Below are 21,339 nucleotides of genomic sequence, written 5' to 3'. Positions count from 1 at the left end.
CACGCTAGTGCGTGCAGGCCTGCACCGCCGCGGTCACCGTGCCGTGGAAGTGGTCGGCGCCGATGGCCTCGACCAGCCCGACCGAGTCCAGGCGGTCCCTCAGCTCCTGCGCCGCCCGTGCCACGTGCAGCTCGATGTTGCGCTCGCGGAGCCCGTCGAGCACCTCGCGCAGCGCGACCTCAGCGCTGGCGTCGAGGTCGCTGATGAACGAGCCGTCGAGCACCACGTGCCGCACGGGTTTGGGCGCACCGTCCACGGCGGCCCACAGCCGGCGCTTGAAGTAGTGGGCGTTGGCGAAGAACAGCCGGTCCTGGATGCGGTAGACGACGACACCCGCGCTGACGCCCGCGTCGGGCTGGTCCGCGACGTCCACGTAGCGGTCGTCATGGGCGGACCAGCCCAGCACGGCGTCGGCGGGTCGTGCCGCCCGACGCACGATGTCGGCGACGGACAGCAGGACCGCCACGATGATCGCCTGGAGGACCCCGACCGCCACGACGCACACGACCGTGATGGCGGCGATGACGACCTCGACCCTGCTGCTGCGGGCCAGCTCGCGCCACTGCACCGGGTCGATCAGCTTGGCCGCCGCGTACACGATGACCGCACCGAGCACCGCCGAGGGGAGGTACTCGATCGGCGCGGTGAGGAAGAGCAGGATGACGACGATCGTCCCTGCGGCCGCCAGCCCGCTGACCTGGCTCGTGGCCCCCATGTCGTCGTTGACCGCGGTGCGCGACCCGCTCGTCCCGACCGGGATGCTCTGCGTGACGCCGGCCGAGATCTGGGCCACCCCGAAGGCGAGGAGCTCCTGGTTGGCGTCGACGACCTCGTGGTGGCGCGCGGCGAAGGAGCGTGCCGTGAGGATGGAGTCCGAGAAGGCGACGAGGAACACCGCGAGGGCCGCGACCACGAGCGTCCCGAGGTCTGCGCGTGACACGTCCGGCAGCTCGAGCGACGGCAGTCCCCGCGGCACGGGCCCGGTGACCGAGACCCCGTGGGCGACGAGGTCCAGGGCCCAGGACGCGGCGATGCCGAGGATCACGACCGCGAGGGCACCCGGCAGTCGCTTGCTGATCCGGCCGGCGACGACCAGCAGGGCCAACGAGACGAGACCCACGAGGACGGTGGCGCCGTTGGCGCTGCCGAGGTGGCCGACGATGTCGACCGTCTCGGGGATGGCCCCCTCCGCGTCGCTCGAGACGCCGAGCAGCTTGCCGAGCTGGCCGAGGATCAGCACGACGGCGACGCCGGTGATGTAGCCGACGAGGACCGCCTGCGAGAAGTAGTCGGCGATCCAGCCGAGGCGGGCCAGCCGGGCCGCCAGGAAGACGACCCCCACCATGATCGCGAGCAACGAGGCCAGCGCGGCGTACTGGGCGCTGCCGCCCGCGGCCAGCGGCGCGACCACGGTCGCGATCAAGAGCGACACGGTGCCCTCCGGGCCGACCACCACCCGGGGCGCCGACCCGAGGACCGCGTAGGCCAGCACCGGGAGGAGCAGGGCGTAGAGACCGGCGCTGACCGGGACGCCGGCCAGCTCGGCGTAGGCCATCGCCGACGGCAGGGCCAACGCCGCCACCGTGACACCGGCGACGAGGTCCGTGCGCAGCCGCGGCCGCGTGTACGCCGCGAGGGACCGCGCGAAGGGAACGTACCGCGTCGTGATCGGCGGTCGAGTCGCGGACGCGAACGCACCGCGACCCTTGTAGGCCCTGTCGAACGGCTGCACGGCTCCAGCCAAGCCATCTGCGCGACGACCCGCATCGCCCGAAGAGGACCACGTGCGTCTACCGCCGGTGACGAACCATGGACGCGAACGGTCACTCGGCGGTTCGCCGAGGTTTGAGGAAGGCCCGACCGCTGCGGCGGCGTCGGAGGTAGCCTACGAGGGCGGCGAGGCGAGACCCTGGACCGGACGACGCCCAGACGCGACGACGCAGCGCCGGAGGCCAGCGATGAGCAAGAAGAAGGCCAGGAAGTCGAACCCCAGTGAGCTGTTGCGCGCCCGGACCGCGGGTGAGCGCGACGCGTCCTCGGCTGGGGCGAAACTGGGTCGGAAGGCCTACGAGGCGGAGCTGGCGGTGCTGCAGGCGGAGCTCGTGGCCATGCAGGAGTGGGTGAAGGCGTCCGGTGCCAAGGTGTGCGTCGTGTTCGAGGGGCGGGACACGGCCGGCAAGGGCGGCACGATCAAGCGCATCGTCGAGCGCGTGAGCCCGCGGGTCTTCCGCGTGGTCGCGTTGCCGTCGCCGACTGACCGGGAGAGGTCACAGATGTACATCCAGCGGTACATCAAGCACTTCCCGGCGGCAGGTGAGGTCGTGATCTTCGACCGCAGCTGGTACAACCGAGCGGGGGTCGAGCGGGTGATGGGCTTCTGCACGCCCGCCCAGACCGACCGCTTTCTCGAGCAGGTCCCTGCCGTCGAGAAGGCCATCGTCGACTCGGGCATCATCCTGCTCAAGTACTGGCTCGAGGTCGGTTCCGACGAGCAGACCCGCCGGATCGAGAACAGGATCCATGACCCGCGCAAGGTGTGGAAGCTCTCCGACATGGACCTGGAGTCCTACAGCCGCTGGTACGACTACTCCCGGGCTCGCGACGCGATGTTCGCCGCTTCGGACACCCCGTGGGCCCCGTGGAACGTCGCCTACACGGACAGCAAGAGGCGGGGCCGGCTGAACGTCATCAGCCACCTGCTGAGCCAGGTGCCCTACGAGCCGCTCGAGTCGAAGGACGTCGAGCTACCGGAGCGTCAGGCACCGGGCGACTACCGTGCCCCGGCCCTGCCGCCGCGCTTCATCCCGACTCCGTTCTGAGTGCGCCCCTTGTCCAACCCGGGACTGCAGTGGGGCGCCCGGGTCCCCTGCCGGCCGACCGAGCCGACGCGCAGGAGGTCACCCCGATGACCGTCGACGACACGGACCGGACGACAGCGGACGAGAGACCGGGCCGCGGCGCGTTCACGACGCGCACCCGCCGGCTGTTCCTGGCCTGGGGCACGGCGAGCACCGCGGTCTGCCTGGCCCTCTGCGCCCTGGCCGTGGCCCATCCGGAGATCCTCGACCGCTGGGACCACGTCCTGCAGCTCGGTCCCGACGCGTGGCGGCCCGGTTCACCGTGGCTCGAACGCCCGCTGGTGGGGATCTCCTACGCCTTCGGCACCGTGGCCAGCGCGGTCGCGACGGCCCTCGTGGCCGGTGTGCTGGTGGTCAGGAAGCAGGGTCGGGCGGCCGCGTACGTCGTGGTGGCCATCGGCGGCACCTCGCTCGTGACCAGTGTGCTCAAGCACTACGTCGACCTGGGAAGGCCCGTCGTGGTGCACCCGATCATCGAGTACGCGTCCAGCGCGATGCCGAGCGGCCACGCGTCGAACATCGCCGCAGCCGTCACGACCGCGTGCGTGCTGTCGGCTCTGTTCCTCCGCCAGCGCGCGCGTCGCCGACTCGTCCTGGTGGTCGGTGTGCTGGTCTCGCTCGTCGTCGGCCTCGATCGGCTCATGCTCGGGGTGCACACGCTCACCGAGGTGGTTGCCGGCTACGCCCTCGGAGTCGGAGTGGGCCTGATCGCCGCCTACGTCGTCGACCCGGCGGCGCGGGTCCGTACGGAGCAGGTGGCAGAGTCCGGCGGTCCGGGATCACGATGAAGGGCGCTTCGCGCGTGAAGCGTGGTTCGAGGACCTGACCCGGTGACGAGTGGTCCCGGAGCGCCGGGAGCTGCGGTCATCAGTGGCCCAGCCGCGAGGCCACGGTCGAGGACGCGCGTCCGAGTCCGGCACCGACGGAAGCACCGACCAGCACGTCGCCGGGGTAGTGCACCCCGGTGTACACGCGCGAGAACGCCACGACTGCCGCAGACACTCGTAGAGGCCACCGCAGCTCTGGCACCATCGCGCTGGTCGCGACGCAGAATGCCGTCGCGGACGCGGAGTGCCCCGAAGGGAAGGAGGCAGATGACGGCATGCCCACCCATCGGGACTCGGGCACGCCCAGCTCGACGCGCCGCGGGCGACGACGGGCTGCCAGCTTCATCGGCTGGTTGACCAGGAGGGAGGTCACCCCGATCGCGGCTACCCCCGTGAGGGCGGCACGGCTCCCCCTCGCCCCACCGAATACGGCCAGGCCCCCCGCCACGAGGAGCCAGGGTTTGGAGAAGTTGGCGAAGTCTGACGCCCGGCGTAGCGGCTCGTCGAGCCACGGTGTGTTCAGCTCTGCCACGACGCGATAGGCGCTGCGGTCGGCCGCGTCCAATCTCCGCAGCAGCCGCACGACCCCGGCCAGGCGAGGCGAGCCGCGACTTTCGAGGCCCTTGGCGAGCAGCGCTTCGACAGGCTCGGGCGGGGTCGGACCGCTCATCCGGCCCCCGCTTCCCGCCCGGTCGCAACCTGCCAGAGCGCAGCGAGTGTCGACCTGGCAGTGATGCGTGCGGGACGGGCAGCACGCGATCGTCGAAGAGCCGCGCGCGGAAGTCGGACCGTGACCGCGCCGGGGCGGATGGTGAAGCGCAACGGGGGGTCGAGGACCAGGGCCTCGCCATCCACGCCGACCTCCACGCGCCCCGAAGACCGTACGTCGAACTCGGACGCCGTCCACTCATCCCACCCGGAGAAACGCTGGACCTGACCGGTCATCTCCAGGGCGGCGAGCTTCTCGGCGTCCGCCGCCGAGCCGACCCGCAGCGAGACGACCCCGAGCACGCCGCTGTCGAGCCGCTCTCGCGTGCCCCCGCCGCGGAGGTGAGCGAGATCGTAGGGGTTGTTGGACACCAGCAGCAGCTGACCCGGAACCGCCTCCTCACCGGAGGGCAGCGTGTAGTGCAGGTCGAGAGCGTTGGCCCCGGGTCCGAGCATGTCGGGCAGCAGGGCCGAGGCGGTCTGCACCTTCGCATCCCGGTAGTCCGCCGACTGCACGACCTTGGCGTAGACGCCCATCGACGCGTTGTTGACGAAGACGCGCCCGTTGATCTCAGCGAGATCCACCCTCGTGTCGACTCCGTCGTCGAAGGCATCCAGCGCACCGGGCACGTCTTCGCGGTCGATGCCCAGGTCGAGCGCGAAGTGGTTGCGCGTCCCTGCGGGCACGACGACGAAGGGAAGACCGTGCCGACTCGCGATCGAGGCGACGAGCGCAAGTGAGCCGTCCCCTCCGGCCATCCCCAGCAGATCCGCGCCGCGGGCGACCGCGTCCTCGGCCACTGCTCGCAGGTCGTCGCCGGGGTTGAGGACATAGGGCTCGACACCACGCTGCCGGCAGAGGTCGACGAGGCCGAAACGCTCGACCTTGCCCCCGCCGGACCGCGGGTTCATGATGAGGACCGCCTGCCTCGCCCCGGGTGCGGCCTCGGCGTCGTCGGCCTGGGCTGTCGGGGCCAGTGCGTAGCCGGCCGCTGCGGTGGAGACCGCGGCGAGTGCGAGCCCGACCGCCAGCACACGACCGCTCTGGCTCGCGAGGATCACCGCGACGAAGCCGACCAGGGCGATGGCCCCGAGCGCAGCGGCAGCTGCTCGGACGGCGCCCCTGCGGGACACGACGTACCACGCGGCCACCACCGCCACCCCGAGCGAGACCACACTGGCCAGCAGGACGTCCCAGCGGCGGATGGAGACGACCGCGAGGAACAGCAAGGCGGCAGCGAACGCTGTCAGCGCGAGTGCTGCCGAGGCTCTGCGAGCGGCGCTGCGTCTGCCGCCACTGTCGGACGTCGTCATGCCGGCTCCTTCGGAGAGCGCCAGCCGGCACCGGTCTGGCGCCGGAACTCGGCGACGGCCTCGTCGACCGTCGGGAGGAAGTGCTCCGGGGAGATGGTGCGGGTCAGCTCGTACCGCTCGATCTTCGCACGCACCGGATCCTTCATCTCCGCAAAGACGAGAGACACCCCACGCTCGTTGAGCCACGTGTCGAGGTCCTCCAGCATGTCCGAGGCCGTCGTGTCGACGTCCGTGATCGGCTCGGCGGCGACGACGATCCAGCGCAGCGCCGGGTCGTCGTCGACCATCGCGCGCACGTTCTCGCCGAAGCCCCGGGCGTTGGCGAAGATGAGCGGCGCGTCGAACCGATAGACGATCAGCCCGGGCAACCGCTCCGCGTCCGGGTAGCTCTCGGTGTCGTGCAGTCCCGCAACCCCCTCGACGCGCCCGAGCTCGGCCTGGTGCGGCCACCAGGTGCGGCGAAAGACGTTGAGGATGGACAGACCCACCGCGATGAGGATGCCGGGCAGCACCCCGAGGAGGGCCACACCGAGCAGGGCGATGAGGGAGAGGAGGAACTCCGTCCGGCGCTGCAACCAGAGCCGACGAGTGCCGGCGACGTCGGTCAGCGACACGGCCGCCGCGATGACGATGGCGCCGAGCGTGGGTTGCGGCACGTACTGCATGAGGGCGTTGGCGAAGAGCAGGACGGCGGCGATCACTGCGGCGCCGACCACCCCGGTGACCTGGGACCGAGAGCCGGCCTGTTCCGCCACCGCGGTCCGCGAACCGCTGGTGCTGACCGGGAAGCCCTGGAACGCGCCGGCGGCGATGTTGGCTGCTCCGATGCCGACCATCTCCTGGTTCCCCTGGACGCGTTCGCCCTGACGGGCCGCGAAGGCCGAGGCCGTGGACATCGTGTCGGCGAGAGCGACGACGGCGATGGCCAGCGCCCCGAGGAAGAGGGGCGGGACGTCGCCCCAGCCCACCTGCGGGATGGTGAACGTCGGGAGGCCTTGTGGGAGGACCCCGACCGTGTCGACCCCGTGGGCCTGGAGCTCGAACACCTTGACCAGGAGAGCGGTCAGCACCACGATCACCAGCACGCTCGGGACCTTCGGGATGAACCTGTTGAGGAGCAGGATGCCGGCCAGGGCACTGACCCCGATGACGGCCGCCGTACGGTTGGCCGAGCCCGTGAACAGCCCGGACACGAAGGCGTTCGCCTCGGCCACGAGACCGCTCGCGTCGGTGGAGAAGCCGAAGAGCTTGGGTAGCTGGCCGACGATGATCGTCAGCGCCAGCCCGTTCATGTAGCCGATCTGGGTCGGCTTCGACAGCAGGTCAGCGACGAAGCCGAACCGGGCCAGTCCCGCAACGACCATGACGACGCCGACGATGATCGCCAGCATCGACGCGAGCGCGACGGCTCGGGCAGGGTCTCCACCGGCGAGCAGGAGAGGAAGGATCGTCGCCGCGATCATGGGCCCCAGCGACGAGTCCGGTCCCAGCACGAGGACCCGCGAGGGCCCGAAGACCGCATAGCCGATCAGGCACAGGATCGAGGTGTACAACCCCGTGACGGGCGGCAGCCCGGCGAGCTGTGCATAGGCCATTCCCTGCGGCACCAACAACGCGGACAGGACCAGACCTGCGACGACGTCCTTCGGCAGCCAGGACCGCTCGTAGGAGCGCACCAGTCGCAGACCGGGGACGTGCTCCTTCCACGTGCGCTCTCCGACATCAGGTCGGTCGGTGGGCGCGGCCACGGTCAGCCGAGGTTCTGGGTGCGCATGCCGCGGCCGGCTCGGCCTGCGCCCGAGCGGTGTCGTCCCGCGTGAAGAGCGTTCACAGGTGGAGCCTACAGGCGGGGCGAGCGCCCGTCCCCGTGCTTCATCCGGTTTCGTCGGAGCCGTCGTTCCGTGGACGGCTTCGACCCAACGTTCGTCGGTCGGTGGACGTGAAGGGACTCGAACCCCTGACCTCTCGCGTGTGAAGCGAGCGCTCTAACCAGCTGAGCTACACGTCCGGGCACCCCTGTGCCGACGTGATGTCCGGCTGGCGTCGGGGTGACGGAGGGAAACAATAGCCGGTGGTGGCGCCGTCACGGTAATCGCCCCGCGCGAGGCGTGGGTCAGTCGACGCCGGGCACCTGAGTCAGCAGCTGCTCGGCCCACTGGGGCACGAACTGCGGGATGCCCGCCCACGCGAGGTAGCCCCAGATGACGCCCCACACGATGAGCAGGGTGCCGAGGGCGACGAGACCGCGCACCCAGATCGCCTGGTCCATGATCCAGTCGTTCCAGCGGCTGACGTGGCGCCTGGCGAAGTCGAGCCAGCGTTGGGCGAACTCGAACTCGCTCGCGAGGATGAGCAGACCGAAAAAGACGACGAGCCATCCGGGCCCGGGCGCGGGGACCATGATGAGGCCACCGATCGTCACGACGCCGCCGACCACGCCCACGGCCGTGCGCCAGATGACGTGGGTGACGCGGTTGCGGCGAAGGCGCGCCCGCCAGGCCCAGCGGTCCTCGCTCGCGTCGAGCGTGACGTTGGGGTCGGAGTAGTCGACGGGCGGTCGGGTCTCGTCGCGGGTGCGGTCCTCCCCGGTCACGGGTCGCTGTCCCGCTCGGCGTTGCTGCGGAAGACCCGCTGCAGCTCGGTCGTGACGGGGCGGTCGGCGGACAGGTCCCGGTCGTCGACGGCGTGGACGGGCAGGACGTCCTTGGTCGAGCTCGTGATGAAGACCTCGTCGGCGCTGCGGAGCACGTCGAGCGGCAGGGTCTCCTCGCGGATCTCGAGGCCGGCGGCGCGGCCCCACTCGATGGTGAGCTCGCGGGTGATGCCGAGCAGCAGGCCGGACTCGGCCGGCGGTGTCAGCACGACGCCGTCGACGACGACGAAGACGTTGCTCCCGGTGCATTCGCAGAGCTCGCCTCGGGTGTTGCCGAAGACGGCCTCGACGGCGCCCACCTGCTTGGCGCGGGCGAAGGCGACGACGTTCTCCGCGTACGACGTCGTCTTGAGCCCGACGACGGCAGAGCGTTCGTTGCGGGTCCACGGGACGACGGTGAGCTTCCCGCTCGACGGAGGGAGTGGCTGCGGAGCCGCGAGGACGATGTAGGTCAGCGCCGTGTCGTCGCGGTCGGACCCGAGCGGCCCGACGCCGCCCGTGACGCTGTAGCGCAGCCGCCCGAAGTCGATGGCGGGCCCGTCGAGGACCGCGGCCACACCCTTGTCGACGACGGAGAGGTCGAGGGGCGGCAGGCCGAGCCCGGTGGCCGACCGCTCGAGGCGTCGGTGGTGTCGCGTCAGCGCGAAGGGGACGCCGGAGGCGATCTTGGCGGTCTCGAAGACGCCGTCCCCGACCGTGACCGAGTGGTCGAGCGCGGAGACGGAGGGGCCGGTCGGGTCGACGAGGTCGCCGTTGACCCAGACGCGCGTGGTCGTGCTCATGGTCCCTTCCTGGTAGCTCGGCGGCCGCCCGGAAGGCGCCCGACGGGAGCCCTCATGGTGTCACAGTGCCGGCGGCGAGCCCGATGAGGCGGGCCGCCTTGAGCTCGGTCTCGGCCCACTCCCCCTCGGGGTCGGAGTGCCACGTGATGCCGGCACCCGTGCCGAACCGCAGCCACCGCCGGCCCACCTCGTCGCGCTCGGCCCAGAAGGTCCGGATGCCGACGGCGAGGTCTGCCTCCCGGGCGTCGGCGTCGACCCAGCCGACCGCGCCGCAGTACGGGCCGCGGGGCACCGTCTCGAGGTCCCGGATCGCTGTGAGCGCGCTGGACTTCGGCGCCCCGGAGACCGACCCCGGCGGGTAGGCGGCAGTGAAGACGTCGGCCCATCCCACCTCCTCACGCAGGTGCCCGCTGACCGTCGAGACGAGGTGCACGAGACCCGGGTGGGCCTCGATCGTGCAGAGCTCGTCGACGGAGACGGTCCCGGGCTCGCAGACACCCGACAGGTCGTTGCGCATGAGGTCGACGATCATGACGTTCTCGGCGTAGTCCTTGGGCAGCATCTGCTCGGCGGTCGCGGCGGTGCCCTTGATGGGCCGGGTCACGAGGGACGCGCCGCGTCGCCCGAGGAAGAGCTCCGGCGACGCGCTGACGACGTCGAGGCCTGCCTCATCGCATCGGACCCGCGCGGCATGCGGCGCCGGGTTGCCCTGTCGCAGAAGGGCATCGAGCCCGTCGAGGTCGGCGTCGTCAGGCAGCTCGTGGCTGAGCACGCGGCAGACGTTGACCTGGTAGACGGTCCCGGACGCGATGCGCTCACGCACCTCGCGCACGACGCCGACGTATGCCGTCCGGTCGAGTGACGAGTGCCAGTGGCGGTCGAGCGGCTGCCATGCCACAGCGGACGCCCGGGTGGCCGCGGCGGCCGGCCCGGCGGCATACGCCCTCGGGGTGACCGCGGCGAAACGCACGGCGGTCACGGCACCCTCGAAGGTGGCCACGACAGCCCAGAAGCCCTCGCGCGTCATCGCGTCGAGGGCTTCGTGGCCGTGGCGGACGTCGACGACACCGCGGGCGTCCCGGTCGGCGAAGCGGGCGTGGTCCACCCGCAGATCGTAGGGCCTAGGCGGAGAGGGCCTTCTCGATGTCGCCGGCGAGGTCGGCGGGGTCGGTCGTCGGTGCGTAGCGGCCGATGACCGTGCCGTCGCGGGCGACGAGGAACTTCGTGAAGTTCCACTTGATCTTCTTGCCGAGCAGGCCGCCCTTCTCGGACTTGAGCCACGTGTAGACGGGGTGCTCGTCCGCGCCGTTGACGTCGACCTTCGAGAACATCGGGAAGGTGACGCCGTAGTTCTTCTGGCAGAAGGCGCCGATCTCCTCGTCGCTGCCCGGGTCCTGACCGCCGAACTGGTTGCACGGGAAGCCGAGGACCGTCAGGCCCTGGGCGCGGTAGGTCTCGTAGAGCTGCTCGAGGCCGCCGAGCTGCGGGGTGTAGCCGCACTCGCTGGCGGTGTTGACGACGAGGACGACGTCACCGGCGTACTCGCCCAGCGACACCTCCCCGCCGTCGATGGAGGTGGCCTTGAAGTCGTGCAGGACGGTCACGGTGTCTCCTCTGGTGGTCATGCGTCACCCCGATCCTCACCCGTGGAGCCCCCGAACCACGAATCGGTGGTCGTGCGGTCGTGCGGCGGCAGGGTGCAGCGTCGTCGCGGTGCGTCGTGACGGTGGTTCGCCGCCGTGGACCACGCGGATGGGTCAGGCCCCCGCGTCGTCGGGCTCGGGCGGCACGTCGTTGCCGTCGCGCTCGTCGCGATCGGCCCACTCGAGCAGCGTGCTGAAGTCGAAGACGGCGTCGTCGATGCCGGCATGCAGGTCACCGAGGCGGGCGAAGCGCTCGGGCATGGTGGCGATGGTGAAGTCCTGCGGTTCGGCGTCGGCGATCTCGTCCCACGCCAGCGGAGCCGAGACGGTGCCGCGCGGGTTGCCCCGGACGCTGTAGGCCGCTGCGATGGTGTGGTCACGCGCGTTCTGGTTGTAGTCGACGAAGAGGTCCTTCGGCGACCGCTCCTTGCGCCACCACGTCGTCGTCACGTCGTCGGGCAGCCGCCGCTCGACCTCGCGGGCGAACGCCAGCGCGCCGCGGCGCACGTCCTTGAACCCCCAGTCGGGGGCGATCCGGACGTAGACGTGCAGCCCTGAGCCGCCCGAGGTCTTGGGCCAGCCGACGGCGCCGAGCTCGTCGAGGATCTCGTGTGTCGTGGCCGCGGCCCGCCGCACCTTCTCGAAGCCACACTCGGGCATCGGGTCGAGGTCGATGCGCCACTCGTCGGGGCTCTCGGTGTCGGCGCGACGGCTGTTCCACGGGTGGAACTCGACCGTCGACATCTGCACCGCCCAGATGACGTCGGCGAGACGGGTCACGCAGAGCTCGTCGGCGTGGAGGCCGTAGCGCGGGAAGTGCAGACGTACGGTCTCGACCCAGGGCGGGGCACCGGCGGGCAGCCGCTTCTGGTGCACCTTCGGCCCGTCGACGCCCTTGGGGAAGCGGTGCAGCATGCACGGCCGCTCACGCAGGGCGTTGACGATCCCGGGGCCGACGGACAGGTAGTAGTCGACGAGGTCGCGCTTGGTCTCGCCGCGCTGGGAGAAGTAGACGCGGTCGGGGCTCGACAGCCGCACGGTGTGGTCGCCGACCTCGATCTCGACGGCGGGGGCCTTGCTCGACGCAGCCATGGCCGACAGCCTACGGACCGGATCAGCGTCGGCGCCTGAACCGGCCGGCGGCACACGCCCCCGAACGTGCGGCAGGGCCCGCCGACGTGAGTCGACGGGCCCTTCCGACGGAGCGGACGACCGGGCTCGAACCGGCGACCTCAACCTTGGCAAGGTTGCGCTCTACCAACTGAGCTACGTCCGCCTGGCAGGCCCTCGGAGCGGGGGCTCCGTGGGTGCGAGGTAGACCATAGCGGACGGTCACCCGGTTGGCGAAATGCGCCGAAACCCACTCTCGGAGTGGCCGTTCGGCTACTTGTCGACGGCCATCTCGCCGAGTTCGGACCACTGCGTCCCGGCGACCGTCGTGTTGACGATCCTCGGGGTGGCCGCGAGGTAGGGCGGCAGGTCGGAGGTGGCCTCGCGGAAGTGCTCGCTCTGCACGTGGGCGCCTCCGGCGGCGTCGTCACGGAAGGCCTCGACGAGGACGTACTCGGTCGGGTCGTCGAGGCTGCGCGACCAGTCGAACCAGAGGCAGCCGTCCTCGGCGCGGGTGGCCTCGGTGAAGGCCCGGGAGATCTCGGGCCAGTCGTCGGCGTGCTCGGGCTTCACGGGGAACTTCGCGGTGATGAAGATCAAGGCAGGTCACTCCTGGTCTGGATGGGTCGGTCTCGTGTGTGCCGGGAGCGGCGCTCGCGACACGGTCCTCGGGTGGGATACCCGAACCGGGGACGCCACCCATCGTGCAGCCTCCTGCCGCTTCATCCCCGGGGAGTGATGTCGGGTGTGGGGCCGGCACGTTCCATGGAGGTATGTGCCGCTGGATGGTGTACTCGGGTGACCCGATCCTCGCCGAGGACCTGCTCTTCAAACCGGAGCACTCGCTCATCGAGCAGAGCCTCCACTCCCGGATGGGCGCCACGACGACGAACGGCGACGGGTTCGGGATCGGCTGGTACGGAGACGACCCCCGACCCGCGGTCTTCAAGAGCGTCGACCCCGCATGGAACGACGAGAACCTCCGCGAGCTCACGACGCAGGTGCGCACGCGCCTGATGTTCGCCCACGTGCGGGCCTCGACCGGGACCCCGGTGCAACGGAGCAACTGCCACCCGTTCCGGCACGACACGTGGCTCTGGATGCACAACGGCGCCGTCTACGGCTTCCACGAGCTCAAGCGCGACCTCATGTTCGCGATCGACCCCTCGCTCTATCCCGACGTCGAGGGATCGACCGACTCCGAGGCGCTCTTCTTCCTCGCCCTGACCTTCGGCCTGCAGGACGACCCAGTCGGCGGTGTCGCCCGAGCCGTCGGCTTCGTCGAGGACCTCGCCGAACGACGCGGCGTGAGCAACCCCGTCCAGGCCACGTTGGCCACGAGCGACGGCGAACGTGTCTGGGCCTTCCGCTACTCGTCGCAGCACCAGAGCCGCACCCTCTTCCACTCGACCAACGTGGGTCAGCTGCGCGAGCTCCACCCGGAGGTGGAGATGCTCCGCACCCTGGGTGACGAAGCACGGTTCGTCGTGTCCGAGCCGCTCCGGGACCTGCCGGGCGCCTGGCGTGAGGTGCCGGAGTCGTCCTGCGGCATCATCCAGCCCGGCGACGACGAGTTGCGGCCCTTCGAGCCGGTCCGACCCACCCACGTGGCCTGAGGGGCGCCAGTCGGCCCGTGCACCCCCGAAGGACTGCACGGGCCGGATGACCCCGGAGCCGGGCTCTGGTCAGAGACCCAGGATCCGGGACTTCTGGGTCTGGAACTCCTGCTCGGTGAGCACCCCCGAGGCACGGAGCTCGCCGAGCTGCTGCAGACGGGCCAGGTCGGCGTCAGGGTCGGGGGCCGCGGGTGGTGGCGGTGGCGGAGCGGCGTACTGCGGCTCCTGCTCCGGTGGTGCCTCCTGGGCCGCCCACCGGCCGGCCTGTCGCCGTGACACCCGGTTGGACACCGCTGTCGCGGTCCCGGCGACGACGGCCGTCCGCGCCACCCCACGTAGTAGTCCCATCGTGTTCTCCTCCTTCTCGACTGCGGTTCGTCCTGACGTTCACGAGCCCTGGCACCGAGCCGGTGCGGGACGTCGCTGGTCGGCGTCGCTACTCGGCGTCGCCGGCGGCGGCCTCGAGCGCCTCGAGCCGGGCGATGACGGCGTCGGCGGGGAGTCGGACGCTGGCGACGACCTCGGCTCCGGCCCGCCTCATGGCGGAGACGAACGGACCGGCCCAGGTGTTCTCGTAGACGAGGACGGCCACCGCATCCCCGGGCTTCACGAGGTCCGCCGCCGCGGCGAGGTCCTCCTCGTCCAACAGGTCGGACTCGACGCCTTCGAAGACGGCGAGGTCGAGCGTGCCGTCCCCGTCGAGGTCGGTGATGGCAACCGCGGTGACCGTCCCGTCCGCGTCCCGGACGAGGCCTCGCATGTCGAGCACCCGGATGGTGCCGGCGTCGACGAGCCTGACCAGCTCGGCCAGACCTTCGCCCGTGAGCCGGGCGCCGGGAAACTCCAGCGCAAGGTAGTCGATCGGTCCGACATCGACGTTGACACTCATGTCTGCCTCCTTGGCGACTCTCGACTGACACCCCGACACTCGTCCCGGGGCTGGTCCCCGTGCATCGCTCCACGAGGATGAGTTGACCGTGACCTGTCGACGGCGTTGCTCAGCTCACGGGGTCGTGACCCGGCGTCGGGTCGCCGACCTGGTGCACCGCGGTGACGCCGATCCCGAGCGTCTCCAGCAGGGCCAGGACGCGAGGCAAGGCCTCGGGGTCGGCCGTCGGCAGACTGAGGACCGTCGCGCCGCCGACGTCACGTCGCGGGATCGTGCCGAGGGCGTCGGCGAGGTCCGCTGACAGCTGCCCGTCGACGACGACCTCGTACACCTGCATGCTGCGCCCCACATCCCGATCTCGGCGATGCCCTTCCGCGGCATTCGCCCACGTGGTTACTCTGGAGGGGATCCAGACATCCCCGCATCCCTCAGCGGGGGTGACCTCTTGGGAAGCAGGGGCACCCATGGTCGGTCCACGCCACGCCCGGATGTCTGTGCCCCTCCCATCGGCCGGCGCCATCGACCGGTTGCGGCTGACCCCACTGCTCGAGCGGCGTCCGGTGACGGTGCTCTCCGGCATGGCGGGGTTCGGCAAGTCGACGCTGCTGTCCGAGACGGTGCGACGGCAGCAGGTCCGCGGAGCGGGATTCTGGCTGACCGTCGACGACTCGGACCGGGACCCGGTGCGTCTGGTGTCGGATCTGCTGGCCGCGGCCAGCCTCGCCGGCATCGAACAGCTCACCGCGGCCCTGGCTCCGCTTCGTGCCTCGTCGCTGCGTGCCGAGCCCGTGGCCCTCGTCGACGCGCTGCTCGAGGCGCTCTACGACACCGCTGAGCCCCTCGTCCTGGCCCTCGACGACGCACAGCACCTCGCAGGGGCCAAGGCCTCGGCAGAGCTGGTCAACCACCTGCTCAGATGGGCCCCTGCCAACATGCGCGTCGTGATCGGCGCGCGGGTGGTGCCGCCGCTGCGGCTGCAGAGACTGCGGCTCGACGACCACCTCACCTACCTCGCCCACAGCGAGCTCGCCTTCAGCGCCGACGAGACGGCCGAGGCGGTCAAGGCGTCCGGTCTCGAGCTGGACGGCGACACCGTGGCCTCCATCCACGAGGCCACGGGCGGGTGGCCCGCCGGGGTCCGCATGGCCATCCTCGCGGCCCGCCACGACGACCGACCCCGCAACGTGCCGGTCGAGCTGCGCCGCGACCGGGCGCTGGCCGACTACCTCGCGACGGAGGTGCTCGCGGCCCTGAGTGACGAGATGCGCGACTTCGTCCTCGACAGCTGCCTCGACGAGCTGGTGTGCCCATCCCTCATCGACGGCATCCGTGGCACGACCACCGCCGAGGCGCTCCTCGAGCAGTGCCTGTCCGACGGGATCTTCCTGTCGCGGGGCGCGGCTCCCACGGACGAGCCCTGGTACCAGTGGCACCCGCTCTTCGCCAGCCACATCCAGCGCCGTCTGGCGACGGATCGGCCCGAGCGCGCCGTCCAGCTGCACTCCGCAGCGGCAGCCTGGTGGGTCCGCGTCGACGCGCCGACGGCGATCAGGCACGCCGTGGCCGCGGGCGACGGTGACATGGCGTCGCGCATCTTCTCCGAGCACTGGCTGGAGCTGTTCCTCGAGGGTCGGGTCGACGCCGTCACGGACGCCGTGCAGCACCTCCCGCACGCCGTCGCGGACAGCGCGGACGTACACCTGGCCCAAGCGCTCGTCCTCGTGCGCCGGGGCCGGCTCGACGCCGCCCGCGCCGAGATCGCCTCTGCTCGACGCGCCGTGGAGCGGCTGCCGCAGCAGGACCGGGACGGGATCGAGGAGCGCACGGCGATCGTCGAGCTCTTCCTCACCGGCTACGACCAGGGGCTGGGCGCCGCGGTGGAGTCCGGGGAGGCGATGCTGGAGCGGCTCGCCCGGGGCGACCGCGCCCCGGACCCGGTGGTCCAGGCGTCCCTGCAGGTCTTCGTCGGGATGGGCGAGGCGCGCCTCCAGACCCACGACGAGCTGCCCCTCGAGATGCTGCGGGCCTCGGCGGCCACCGCTCACGACACCGGCCTGCTCGCGCTCGAGCTCACCGCCCTGGCCGAGTCCTGCATCCCCGCTATCGCCGAGGGCCGGCTGACCGAGGTGCACGACCTCGCCGTCGACGTGCTGGCCCGGGCCGCGGACCGCGGCTGGGTCGGTCTCGTGACGCTCGCCCCTGCGGTCGCCTACCTCGGCTGGCTGGACTACTGGCGGGGCAACCTGACCCAGGCGAGGGCGCAGCTCGAACGCAGCCTCTCGATGGTGCTCCCCTTCGACCTGGAGCTGCGGGGGCTCACGCTGAACTTCCACGCGAAGACGTGCCTGGCACTCGGCGACACCAAGGCCGCCCGGGCCAGCATGTCCGAGATCCGCGCCATGACCGGCTCCCATCCCCAGATCCCGTGGTGGCCCTCCATGCTCGACGGCCTGGAGGGGCTGGCCCTCATGGCCGAGGGCCGGAAGCCCGAAGCCGTTGCCCTCGCATCCTCGGCCCCCCTGGAGGCCGACTACCGCCTCGCGCCGGCTCACCGCGCGAGGGTCCTGCTGCTGGCAGGTGACCCCGAGGCTGCGCTGGCGGAGATCTCCCGCGTGCCGATGGGCGGGGGGTTCGTCCACCTCACCTGCCTCGGCCGGTGCATCGAGGCAGAGGCCCGGTCCAAGCTCGGGCGAGCCGACGCCCACGCCTCCCTCGAGCTCGCGCTCGCGGCGGCCGAGCCCGACCAGCTCTACGGGCCGTTCCTCGCCGGCGGCAAGACGATGGCCCAGCTGCTCAAGGCGCACCTGCGTCACGGGACCAGCCACCCCGCTGCGCTGACGCAGGTGCTCGCGCGCCTCTCGAGGCAGCACGAGCACCACGTGCCCGGGTGGGGTGAGCGCCTCACCGACCGTGAGCGGGTGATCCTCCAGTACCTGGCGACCAACCTCACCAACGCCGAGATCGCCGAGGCCGAGTTCATCTCGCTCCACACGACCAAGACGCACATCGCGCACATCTACCAGAAGCTCGGGGTGGGCAGCCGCCGGGCAGCGATCCGTCGGGCCGCCGACCTCGAGCTCTACTAGGCCCGACCCCGCACCTCGCTCGACCGGCCGTTCCCGCGCCTTCGGCGTCCATCTCCCCCTCGACGGATGACGCACGGTGCCGGGACCTCGCGACATCCTGCGACAGAGACGTGGACACCCCCGTCACGAGAGGGGCCAGCATGCGAGCGATCGTGGTCGTGGCCGGTGACGTCGACGAGCGCGACGTGTGGCCGTATGCCGTGTGGTCCGACGGCGACGGCACGAGCACGACGTTGACCGTCACCGTGCACGACAGCCAGGAGCTCGTCGGCGTGCTCGCCGCGCTGACCGCGCTGGGGCTCGAGGTCATCTCGACCCGGCTCGTCGACGAGCCGGGTGGCCCCGCCCCCTCCGACCCCCGGCGCTGACCTCCGATCTCGCTCTGGGAGAGCGATGCCGCACTCCCCTCGGCGGGATGAATGTAGGGCTCGACAACAGGTCAATCCACTCTACCGTCGCAGCACGCGGCGGCACTGAAAGGTCGGTCTTCACCATGGACTTCTGGAGCTTCTTCTGGCTGCTCGTCTGGTCCTTCTTCTTCGTCGCCTACTTGATGATGCTCTTCCAGATCTTCGGGGACCTCTTCCGTGACGAGTCCCTGGGCGGCGTCGCGAAGGCCCTGTGGGTCATCGTGCTCATCTTCTTCCCGCTGATCTCCGCGCTGGTCTACGTCATCGTCCGTGGTCGCGGCATGGCCGAGCGCACCATGAAGCGCACCTCGGAGCAGATGGCGGCGCAGGAGGACTACATCCGCACCGTCGCCGCGCCCAAGTCGTCGTCCATAGAGGAGCTGACGCAGGCCAAGGCGCTGCTCGACGCCGGCGCCATCTCGCCCGAGGAGTTCGCACAGATCAAGTCCCGGGCCCTGGCATGACCCCGACCGCCCCGGGTGCGCTTCGGCCGGCCGGGGCCGTCGACCGTGATCGACTGCTGGCCACGTTTCTGGGGCTCGTGGCCGTGGACAGCCCGACGGGCCACGAAGGCTCGATCGGCACGGTCCTCGAGGCTCGCTACCGCGAGCTGGGCTGCTCGACCACCATGGACGACATCGGCAACATCGTCGCGGTCTACCCGGGCACGCGGCCGGGAACGATCCTCGTGTCGACGCACATGGACACGGCCGGCACCGACCGCGGGATCGTCCCCATCATCGGGGACGACGGGATCATCCGGACCGACGGCTCGACGATCCTCGGGGCCGATGACAAGTCCGGGCTCGCCGGTTGCCTGGAGCTGCTCCGGCTGCTCCAGTCCAACCGCGGATGGACCTTCCCGACGATCGAGTTCGTGTCGACCGTCGGCGAGGAGCGAGGTCTGGTCGGCTCACGTCATCTCGACGTGAGCCGGCTCGACGCGACGCACGGCTTCGTCCTCGACACCGCGGGCGTCATGGGGTCGATCACCTACTGGTCACCCACCTCCGTCTACCTCACCATCACCGTCCAGGGCCGCAAGGCGCACGCGGGCGTCGAGCCCGAGAAGGGCATCAGCGCCGTGCAGGTGGCCGCACAGGCCATCGCCTCGATGCCCCTCGGACGCATCGACGAGGAGACGGTCGCCAACATCGGCACGATCCGGGGCGGCGAGGCCCGCAACATCATCCCCGACACCGTCGAGCTCGAAGGGATGGCGCGCAGCCACGACCAGGACAAGCTCGACCGCCAGCTGGCGGCGATGCGGAGCGCGTGCCAGTGCGCGGCCGATGAGGCTGGGGCGACGGTGGACTTCGCGGCGGAGGAGATCTACAAGACGTACAAGATCGCCGAGGACGCCCTCCCCTACCGAGAGGCAGCCTCGGCGATCCGGTCCCTCGGGCTCGAGGTCTCTCCACGCAAGTCGGGTGGCGGCACGGACGGAAACTACTTCAACGCCAAGGGAATCCCGTGCGTGGCCTTGCCGACCGGCATGGTCGACGAGCACGCAACCAGTGAGCACATCGCCATCGACGACATGGTGCTGGCCTGCCAGACCCTCGTCGCGATCGTCACCCAACCAGCTCAGGAGTGAACGCCATGAGACACCGGACCCTGAGTCGGACAACAGCCACCGTGGCCGTATCGGCAACGCTCGTCCTCGGAGGTTGCGCCACCGCCCCGGCGACGCAGGACCTGTGCAGCAACGCCAAGAACCTCACGACGGCGGTCGAGGAGATGCGCGCCCTCAAACCGGACGGTACGAAGGTCGATGCCCTCACCGCCAAGGTCGATGCCGCCCTCGCCAAGCTCGACACGTTCCAGGCCGTGACCGAAGGACGGTTCGACTCCGCCGTCTCCACGCTGCGCGCGAACCTCGACGCCTTCCGGCAGACCTTGGCCGCCGCCAGCAACGAGGCGTTCACCGCCGCCGCACCGCAGCTCACGTCGTCTCTCAAGGACGTCAGCTCGGCCTACGCGGCACTCAACGAGTCCCTCGCCACCCAGTGCCCGACCGGTTGACCGGCCGGGCATCTCGCTAGGAAGGAAACGACATGAGCGTCAGCTTCGTGCTCGAGGCACTCGTGGTGCTCGGGGCGATCGTCATGGGAACCCGCGCCGGCGGCGTCGGGGTCGGCCTGTGGGGCGGCCTCGGCACCTTCGTGCTCGTCTTCGTCTTCCGCGAGCCGCCCGGCGAGCCGCCCGCAGCGGCCCTCGCGATCATCCTCGCCGTCGTCACCTCGGCCGCCATGATGCAGGCGGCGGGCGGGATCGACTGGATGGTCTACGTCGCAGCAGGTGTCATCGAGAAGCGTCCCAAGCAGATCACGCTCATCGCACCCCTCACGGCGTTCCTCTTCTCGATCGGCGCGGGGACGAGCAACATCATCTACCCGCTGCTGCCGGTCATCTACGACGTGTCGTACAAGAACCACATCCGCCCGGCGCGGCCCCTGACGGTGACCGTCGTCCAGTCAGGCATGGCGCTGGCCGCCTCGCCCGTCTCGGCGGCCATGGCTGCGATGCTGACGCTCACGGAGGTCGCGCCCTACAACCTCGGGCTGACGCAGATCCTCGCGATCACCATCCCGTCGTGCGTCATCGGCATCGTCGTCACCTCGCTCGTGGTCAACCGGATGTGGAAGAACCTCGACGACGACCCCGAGGTGCAGGCCAAGATCTCCTCCGGCGAGCTTGCCGCACCCCAGCACGCGATCGAGGGCGAGTCGGCCTCCTCGAGGCTGACCTACACCAAGGAGGGTCGCAACTCCGCGCTCGCGTTCCTGTCCGGCGTCATCCTCATCGTCGTCTTCGGCCTCTTCCCCCAGCTGCGGCCGGCCTTCGCCGCCGAGGGCGAGGCCGCCGTGCCCATCGACATGACGACGACCATCGTCCTGGTGATGTTCGTGGTCGGCGTCGCGATCCTCTTCCTCGGACGGCCCGAGGTGAAGACCGTGCCCGACCAGTCCGTGTTCAAGGCCGGCATGATCTCGGCGATCGCCCTCTTCGGGATCGCCTGGCTCACCGCCACCTTCATCTCGGCCCACGAGGACTACATCGTCAGCACCATCGGTGGTTGGGTCACGAGCTGGCAGTTCATCTTCGCCCTCGCGGTCTTCCTCGTGGCCGCACTGACGACGAGCCAGTCGACGGCGACGCGGACCATCGTCCCCATCGGCCTCGCCGCGGGCCTCCCGGTGGGAGTCGTCACGGGCATGTGGGCCGGCGCCCTGAGCGGCGTCTACACCCTGCCCGCGAACGGCACCCAGATCGCCGCGGCCAACTTCGACCTGACGGGCACGACCAAGCTCGGCACGAAGCTGCTCGACCACAGCTTCTTCGTCCCCATGCTCGTGATGTCCGTGGTCACCATCGCCGTCGGCGCGCTGATCGGCGGGGTCTTCTTCTGACCCCCGCCTGACCGTGCCCCCTGACAACCA

Annotated in this window: 22 protein-coding genes and 2 tRNA genes; 9 read left to right on the top strand and 15 right to left on the bottom strand. The window is 70.6% G+C overall.

From position 1 onward, the window contains the following. Positions 1–4: 4 nt before the first annotated feature. Complete coding sequence (locus AB4Y83_RS05225; RefSeq protein WP_442273399.1) at positions 5–1,732, bottom strand: SulP family inorganic anion transporter; 1,728 nt, start codon at positions 1,730–1,732, stop codon at positions 5–7. Between the two features lie 226 nt (positions 1,733–1,958). Between AB4Y83_RS05225 and ppk2 the strand changes: the two genes are divergently transcribed. Together ppk2 and AB4Y83_RS05215 are read left to right on the top strand one after the other, a co-directional pair. Then, positions 1,959–2,819, top strand: a complete 861-nt coding sequence (ppk2, locus tag AB4Y83_RS05220) for a polyphosphate kinase 2 (RefSeq protein WP_442273398.1) — start codon at positions 1,959–1,961, stop codon at positions 2,817–2,819. 86 nt (positions 2,820–2,905) lie between these two features. Then, positions 2,906–3,646, top strand: a complete 741-nt coding sequence (locus tag AB4Y83_RS05215; protein WP_442273397.1) for a phosphatase PAP2 family protein — start codon at positions 2,906–2,908, stop codon at positions 3,644–3,646. 79 nt (positions 3,647–3,725) lie between these two features. Here the strand turns inward: AB4Y83_RS05215 and AB4Y83_RS05210 are convergent, their stop codons facing one another. The 11 genes from AB4Y83_RS05210 to AB4Y83_RS05160 all read right to left on the bottom strand — a co-directional run bounded on the left by AB4Y83_RS05210 (position 3,726) and on the right by AB4Y83_RS05160 (position 12,495). Next, positions 3,726–4,355 carry a phosphatase PAP2 family protein gene (locus AB4Y83_RS05210; RefSeq protein ID WP_442296218.1) on the bottom strand — a complete coding sequence of 210 codons (630 nt, stop codon included), beginning with the start codon at positions 4,353–4,355 and terminating at the stop codon, positions 3,726–3,728. Beyond that, a complete protein-coding gene (locus tag AB4Y83_RS05205) occupies positions 4,352–5,707 on the bottom strand; it encodes a diacylglycerol/lipid kinase family protein (protein WP_442296217.1) in 1,356 nt (451 codons plus the stop codon). The genes AB4Y83_RS05210 and AB4Y83_RS05205 overlap by 4 nt, the downstream gene beginning before the upstream one ends. Continuing rightward, positions 5,704–7,455 (bottom strand): SulP family inorganic anion transporter, encoded by a 1,752-nt coding sequence (locus AB4Y83_RS05200; protein WP_442296216.1) that lies wholly within the window; start codon positions 7,453–7,455, stop codon positions 5,704–5,706. The genes AB4Y83_RS05205 and AB4Y83_RS05200 overlap by 4 nt, the downstream gene beginning before the upstream one ends. A 186-nt stretch (positions 7,456–7,641) precedes the next feature. After that, a tRNA-Val gene (locus tag AB4Y83_RS05195) sits at positions 7,642–7,715 on the bottom strand. Positions 7,716–7,820: 105 nt separating this feature from the next. Continuing rightward, positions 7,821–8,300 (bottom strand): TIGR02611 family protein, encoded by a 480-nt coding sequence (locus AB4Y83_RS05190; protein ID WP_442273393.1) that lies wholly within the window; start codon positions 8,298–8,300, stop codon positions 7,821–7,823. Then, positions 8,297–9,142 carry an aminotransferase class IV gene (locus AB4Y83_RS05185; protein WP_442296215.1) on the bottom strand — a complete coding sequence of 282 codons (846 nt, stop codon included), beginning with the start codon at positions 9,140–9,142 and terminating at the stop codon, positions 8,297–8,299. The genes AB4Y83_RS05190 and AB4Y83_RS05185 overlap by 4 nt, the downstream gene beginning before the upstream one ends. 52 nt (positions 9,143–9,194) lie before the next feature. Continuing rightward, positions 9,195–10,247 (bottom strand): chorismate-binding protein, encoded by a 1,053-nt coding sequence (locus AB4Y83_RS05180; RefSeq protein WP_442296214.1) that lies wholly within the window; start codon positions 10,245–10,247, stop codon positions 9,195–9,197. A 16-nt stretch (positions 10,248–10,263) separates the two neighbouring features. Then, complete coding sequence (locus AB4Y83_RS05175; protein WP_442273731.1) at positions 10,264–10,746, bottom strand: glutathione peroxidase; 483 nt, start codon at positions 10,744–10,746, stop codon at positions 10,264–10,266. A 153-nt stretch (positions 10,747–10,899) separates the two neighbouring features. Beyond that, a complete protein-coding gene (gene ligD / locus AB4Y83_RS05170) occupies positions 10,900–11,877 on the bottom strand; it encodes a non-homologous end-joining DNA ligase (protein WP_442296213.1) in 978 nt (325 codons plus the stop codon). Between the two features lie 111 nt (positions 11,878–11,988). Next, positions 11,989–12,061, bottom strand: a tRNA-Gly gene (locus AB4Y83_RS05165). A gap of 107 nt (positions 12,062–12,168) precedes the next feature. Further along, entirely contained in the window at positions 12,169–12,495 is a 327-nt protein-coding gene (locus tag AB4Y83_RS05160) for a putative quinol monooxygenase (protein WP_442296212.1), read from the bottom strand. Between the two features lie 173 nt (positions 12,496–12,668). Here AB4Y83_RS05160 and AB4Y83_RS05155 point away from each other — a divergent pair, with 173 nt between their 5' ends. After that, positions 12,669–13,511, top strand: coding sequence for a class II glutamine amidotransferase (locus AB4Y83_RS05155; protein ID WP_442296211.1), 843 nt, complete (start codon positions 12,669–12,671; stop codon positions 13,509–13,511). Positions 13,512–13,580: 69 nt separating this feature from the next. Here AB4Y83_RS05155 and AB4Y83_RS05150 read toward each other — a convergent pair whose 3' ends face one another. The 3 genes from AB4Y83_RS05150 to AB4Y83_RS05140 form a co-directional block, all read right to left on the bottom strand. Continuing rightward, positions 13,581–13,859, bottom strand: coding sequence for an SHOCT domain-containing protein (locus tag AB4Y83_RS05150; protein ID WP_442296210.1), 279 nt, complete (start codon positions 13,857–13,859; stop codon positions 13,581–13,583). An 88-nt stretch (positions 13,860–13,947) separates the two neighbouring features. Next, on the bottom strand, positions 13,948–14,400 hold the full coding sequence (locus AB4Y83_RS05145; RefSeq protein WP_056777311.1) for a DUF6325 family protein: 453 nt from the start codon (positions 14,398–14,400) through the stop codon (positions 13,948–13,950). A 109-nt stretch (positions 14,401–14,509) separates the two neighbouring features. Next, a complete protein-coding gene (locus tag AB4Y83_RS05140) occupies positions 14,510–14,737 on the bottom strand; it encodes a hypothetical protein (RefSeq protein ID WP_056777314.1) in 228 nt (75 codons plus the stop codon). Between the two features lie 151 nt (positions 14,738–14,888). On the opposite strand from AB4Y83_RS05140, the gene AB4Y83_RS05135 reads away from it, so the two are divergent. The 6 genes from AB4Y83_RS05135 to AB4Y83_RS05110 all read left to right on the top strand — a co-directional run bounded on the left by AB4Y83_RS05135 (position 14,889) and on the right by AB4Y83_RS05110 (position 21,309). Beyond that, entirely contained in the window at positions 14,889–17,486 is a 2,598-nt protein-coding gene (locus AB4Y83_RS05135; protein ID WP_442273387.1) for a LuxR C-terminal-related transcriptional regulator, read from the top strand. Positions 17,487–17,626: 140 nt separating this feature from the next. Then, positions 17,627–17,854, top strand: coding sequence for a hypothetical protein (locus tag AB4Y83_RS05130; protein ID WP_056825321.1), 228 nt, complete (start codon positions 17,627–17,629; stop codon positions 17,852–17,854). A 125-nt stretch (positions 17,855–17,979) separates the two neighbouring features. After that, the gene (locus AB4Y83_RS05125; RefSeq protein ID WP_442296209.1) at positions 17,980–18,360 is read left to right on the top strand and encodes an SHOCT domain-containing protein; all 381 of its coding nucleotides are present in this window, start codon (positions 17,980–17,982) and stop codon (positions 18,358–18,360) included. Further along, the gene (locus AB4Y83_RS05120; RefSeq protein WP_442296208.1) at positions 18,357–19,493 is read left to right on the top strand and encodes a M20/M25/M40 family metallo-hydrolase; all 1,137 of its coding nucleotides are present in this window, start codon (positions 18,357–18,359) and stop codon (positions 19,491–19,493) included. The genes AB4Y83_RS05125 and AB4Y83_RS05120 overlap by 4 nt, the downstream gene beginning before the upstream one ends. Before the next feature lie 41 nt (positions 19,494–19,534). Then, the gene (locus AB4Y83_RS05115) at positions 19,535–19,921 is read left to right on the top strand and encodes a hypothetical protein (protein WP_442296207.1); all 387 of its coding nucleotides are present in this window, start codon (positions 19,535–19,537) and stop codon (positions 19,919–19,921) included. Positions 19,922–19,953: 32 nt separating this feature from the next. Next, positions 19,954–21,309 carry an anaerobic C4-dicarboxylate transporter family protein gene (locus AB4Y83_RS05110; protein ID WP_442296206.1) on the top strand — a complete coding sequence of 452 codons (1,356 nt, stop codon included), beginning with the start codon at positions 19,954–19,956 and terminating at the stop codon, positions 21,307–21,309. The last annotated feature ends 30 nt before the right edge of the window (positions 21,310–21,339 follow it).

Source organism: Terrabacter sp. RAF57 (assembly GCF_052113925.1).
Classification (GTDB): Bacteria; Actinomycetota; Actinomycetes; order Actinomycetales; family Dermatophilaceae; genus Terrabacter.
The sequence above is the reverse complement of the archived record's forward strand: the minus strand, read 5'-3'. Positions and strand labels throughout refer to the sequence as shown.

Bases quoted from the DNA above. Each gene is read 5' to 3' on its own strand.
- AB4Y83_RS05130 (WP_056825321.1), top strand. From the start codon at position 17,627: ATGCGAGCGATCGTGGTCGTGGCCGGTGACGTCGACGAGCGCGACGTG.
- AB4Y83_RS05205 (WP_442296217.1), bottom strand. From the start codon at position 5,707: ATGACGACGTCCGACAGTGGCGGCAGACGCAGCGCCGCTCGCAGAGCC.
- AB4Y83_RS05155 (WP_442296211.1), top strand. From the start codon at position 12,669: ATGTGCCGCTGGATGGTGTACTCGGGTGACCCGATCCTCGCCGAGGAC.
- AB4Y83_RS05185 (WP_442296215.1), bottom strand. From the start codon at position 9,142: ATGAGCACGACCACGCGCGTCTGGGTCAACGGCGACCTCGTCGACCCG.
- AB4Y83_RS05120 (WP_442296208.1), top strand. From the start codon at position 18,357: ATGACCCCGACCGCCCCGGGTGCGCTTCGGCCGGCCGGGGCCGTCGAC.
- AB4Y83_RS05140 (WP_056777314.1), bottom strand. From the start codon at position 14,737: ATGCAGGTGTACGAGGTCGTCGTCGACGGGCAGCTGTCAGCGGACCTC.
- AB4Y83_RS05215 (WP_442273397.1), top strand. From the start codon at position 2,906: ATGACCGTCGACGACACGGACCGGACGACAGCGGACGAGAGACCGGGC.
- AB4Y83_RS05135 (WP_442273387.1), top strand. From the start codon at position 14,889: ATGTCTGTGCCCCTCCCATCGGCCGGCGCCATCGACCGGTTGCGGCTG.
- ppk2 (WP_442273398.1), top strand. From the start codon at position 1,959: ATGAGCAAGAAGAAGGCCAGGAAGTCGAACCCCAGTGAGCTGTTGCGC.
- AB4Y83_RS05145 (WP_056777311.1), bottom strand. From the start codon at position 14,400: ATGAGTGTCAACGTCGATGTCGGACCGATCGACTACCTTGCGCTGGAG.
- AB4Y83_RS05210 (WP_442296218.1), bottom strand. From the start codon at position 4,355: ATGAGCGGTCCGACCCCGCCCGAGCCTGTCGAAGCGCTGCTCGCCAAG.
- AB4Y83_RS05125 (WP_442296209.1), top strand. From the start codon at position 17,980: ATGGACTTCTGGAGCTTCTTCTGGCTGCTCGTCTGGTCCTTCTTCTTC.
- ligD (WP_442296213.1), bottom strand. From the start codon at position 11,877: ATGGCTGCGTCGAGCAAGGCCCCCGCCGTCGAGATCGAGGTCGGCGAC.
- AB4Y83_RS05150 (WP_442296210.1), bottom strand. From the start codon at position 13,859: ATGGGACTACTACGTGGGGTGGCGCGGACGGCCGTCGTCGCCGGGACC.
- AB4Y83_RS05110 (WP_442296206.1), top strand. From the start codon at position 19,954: ATGAGCGTCAGCTTCGTGCTCGAGGCACTCGTGGTGCTCGGGGCGATC.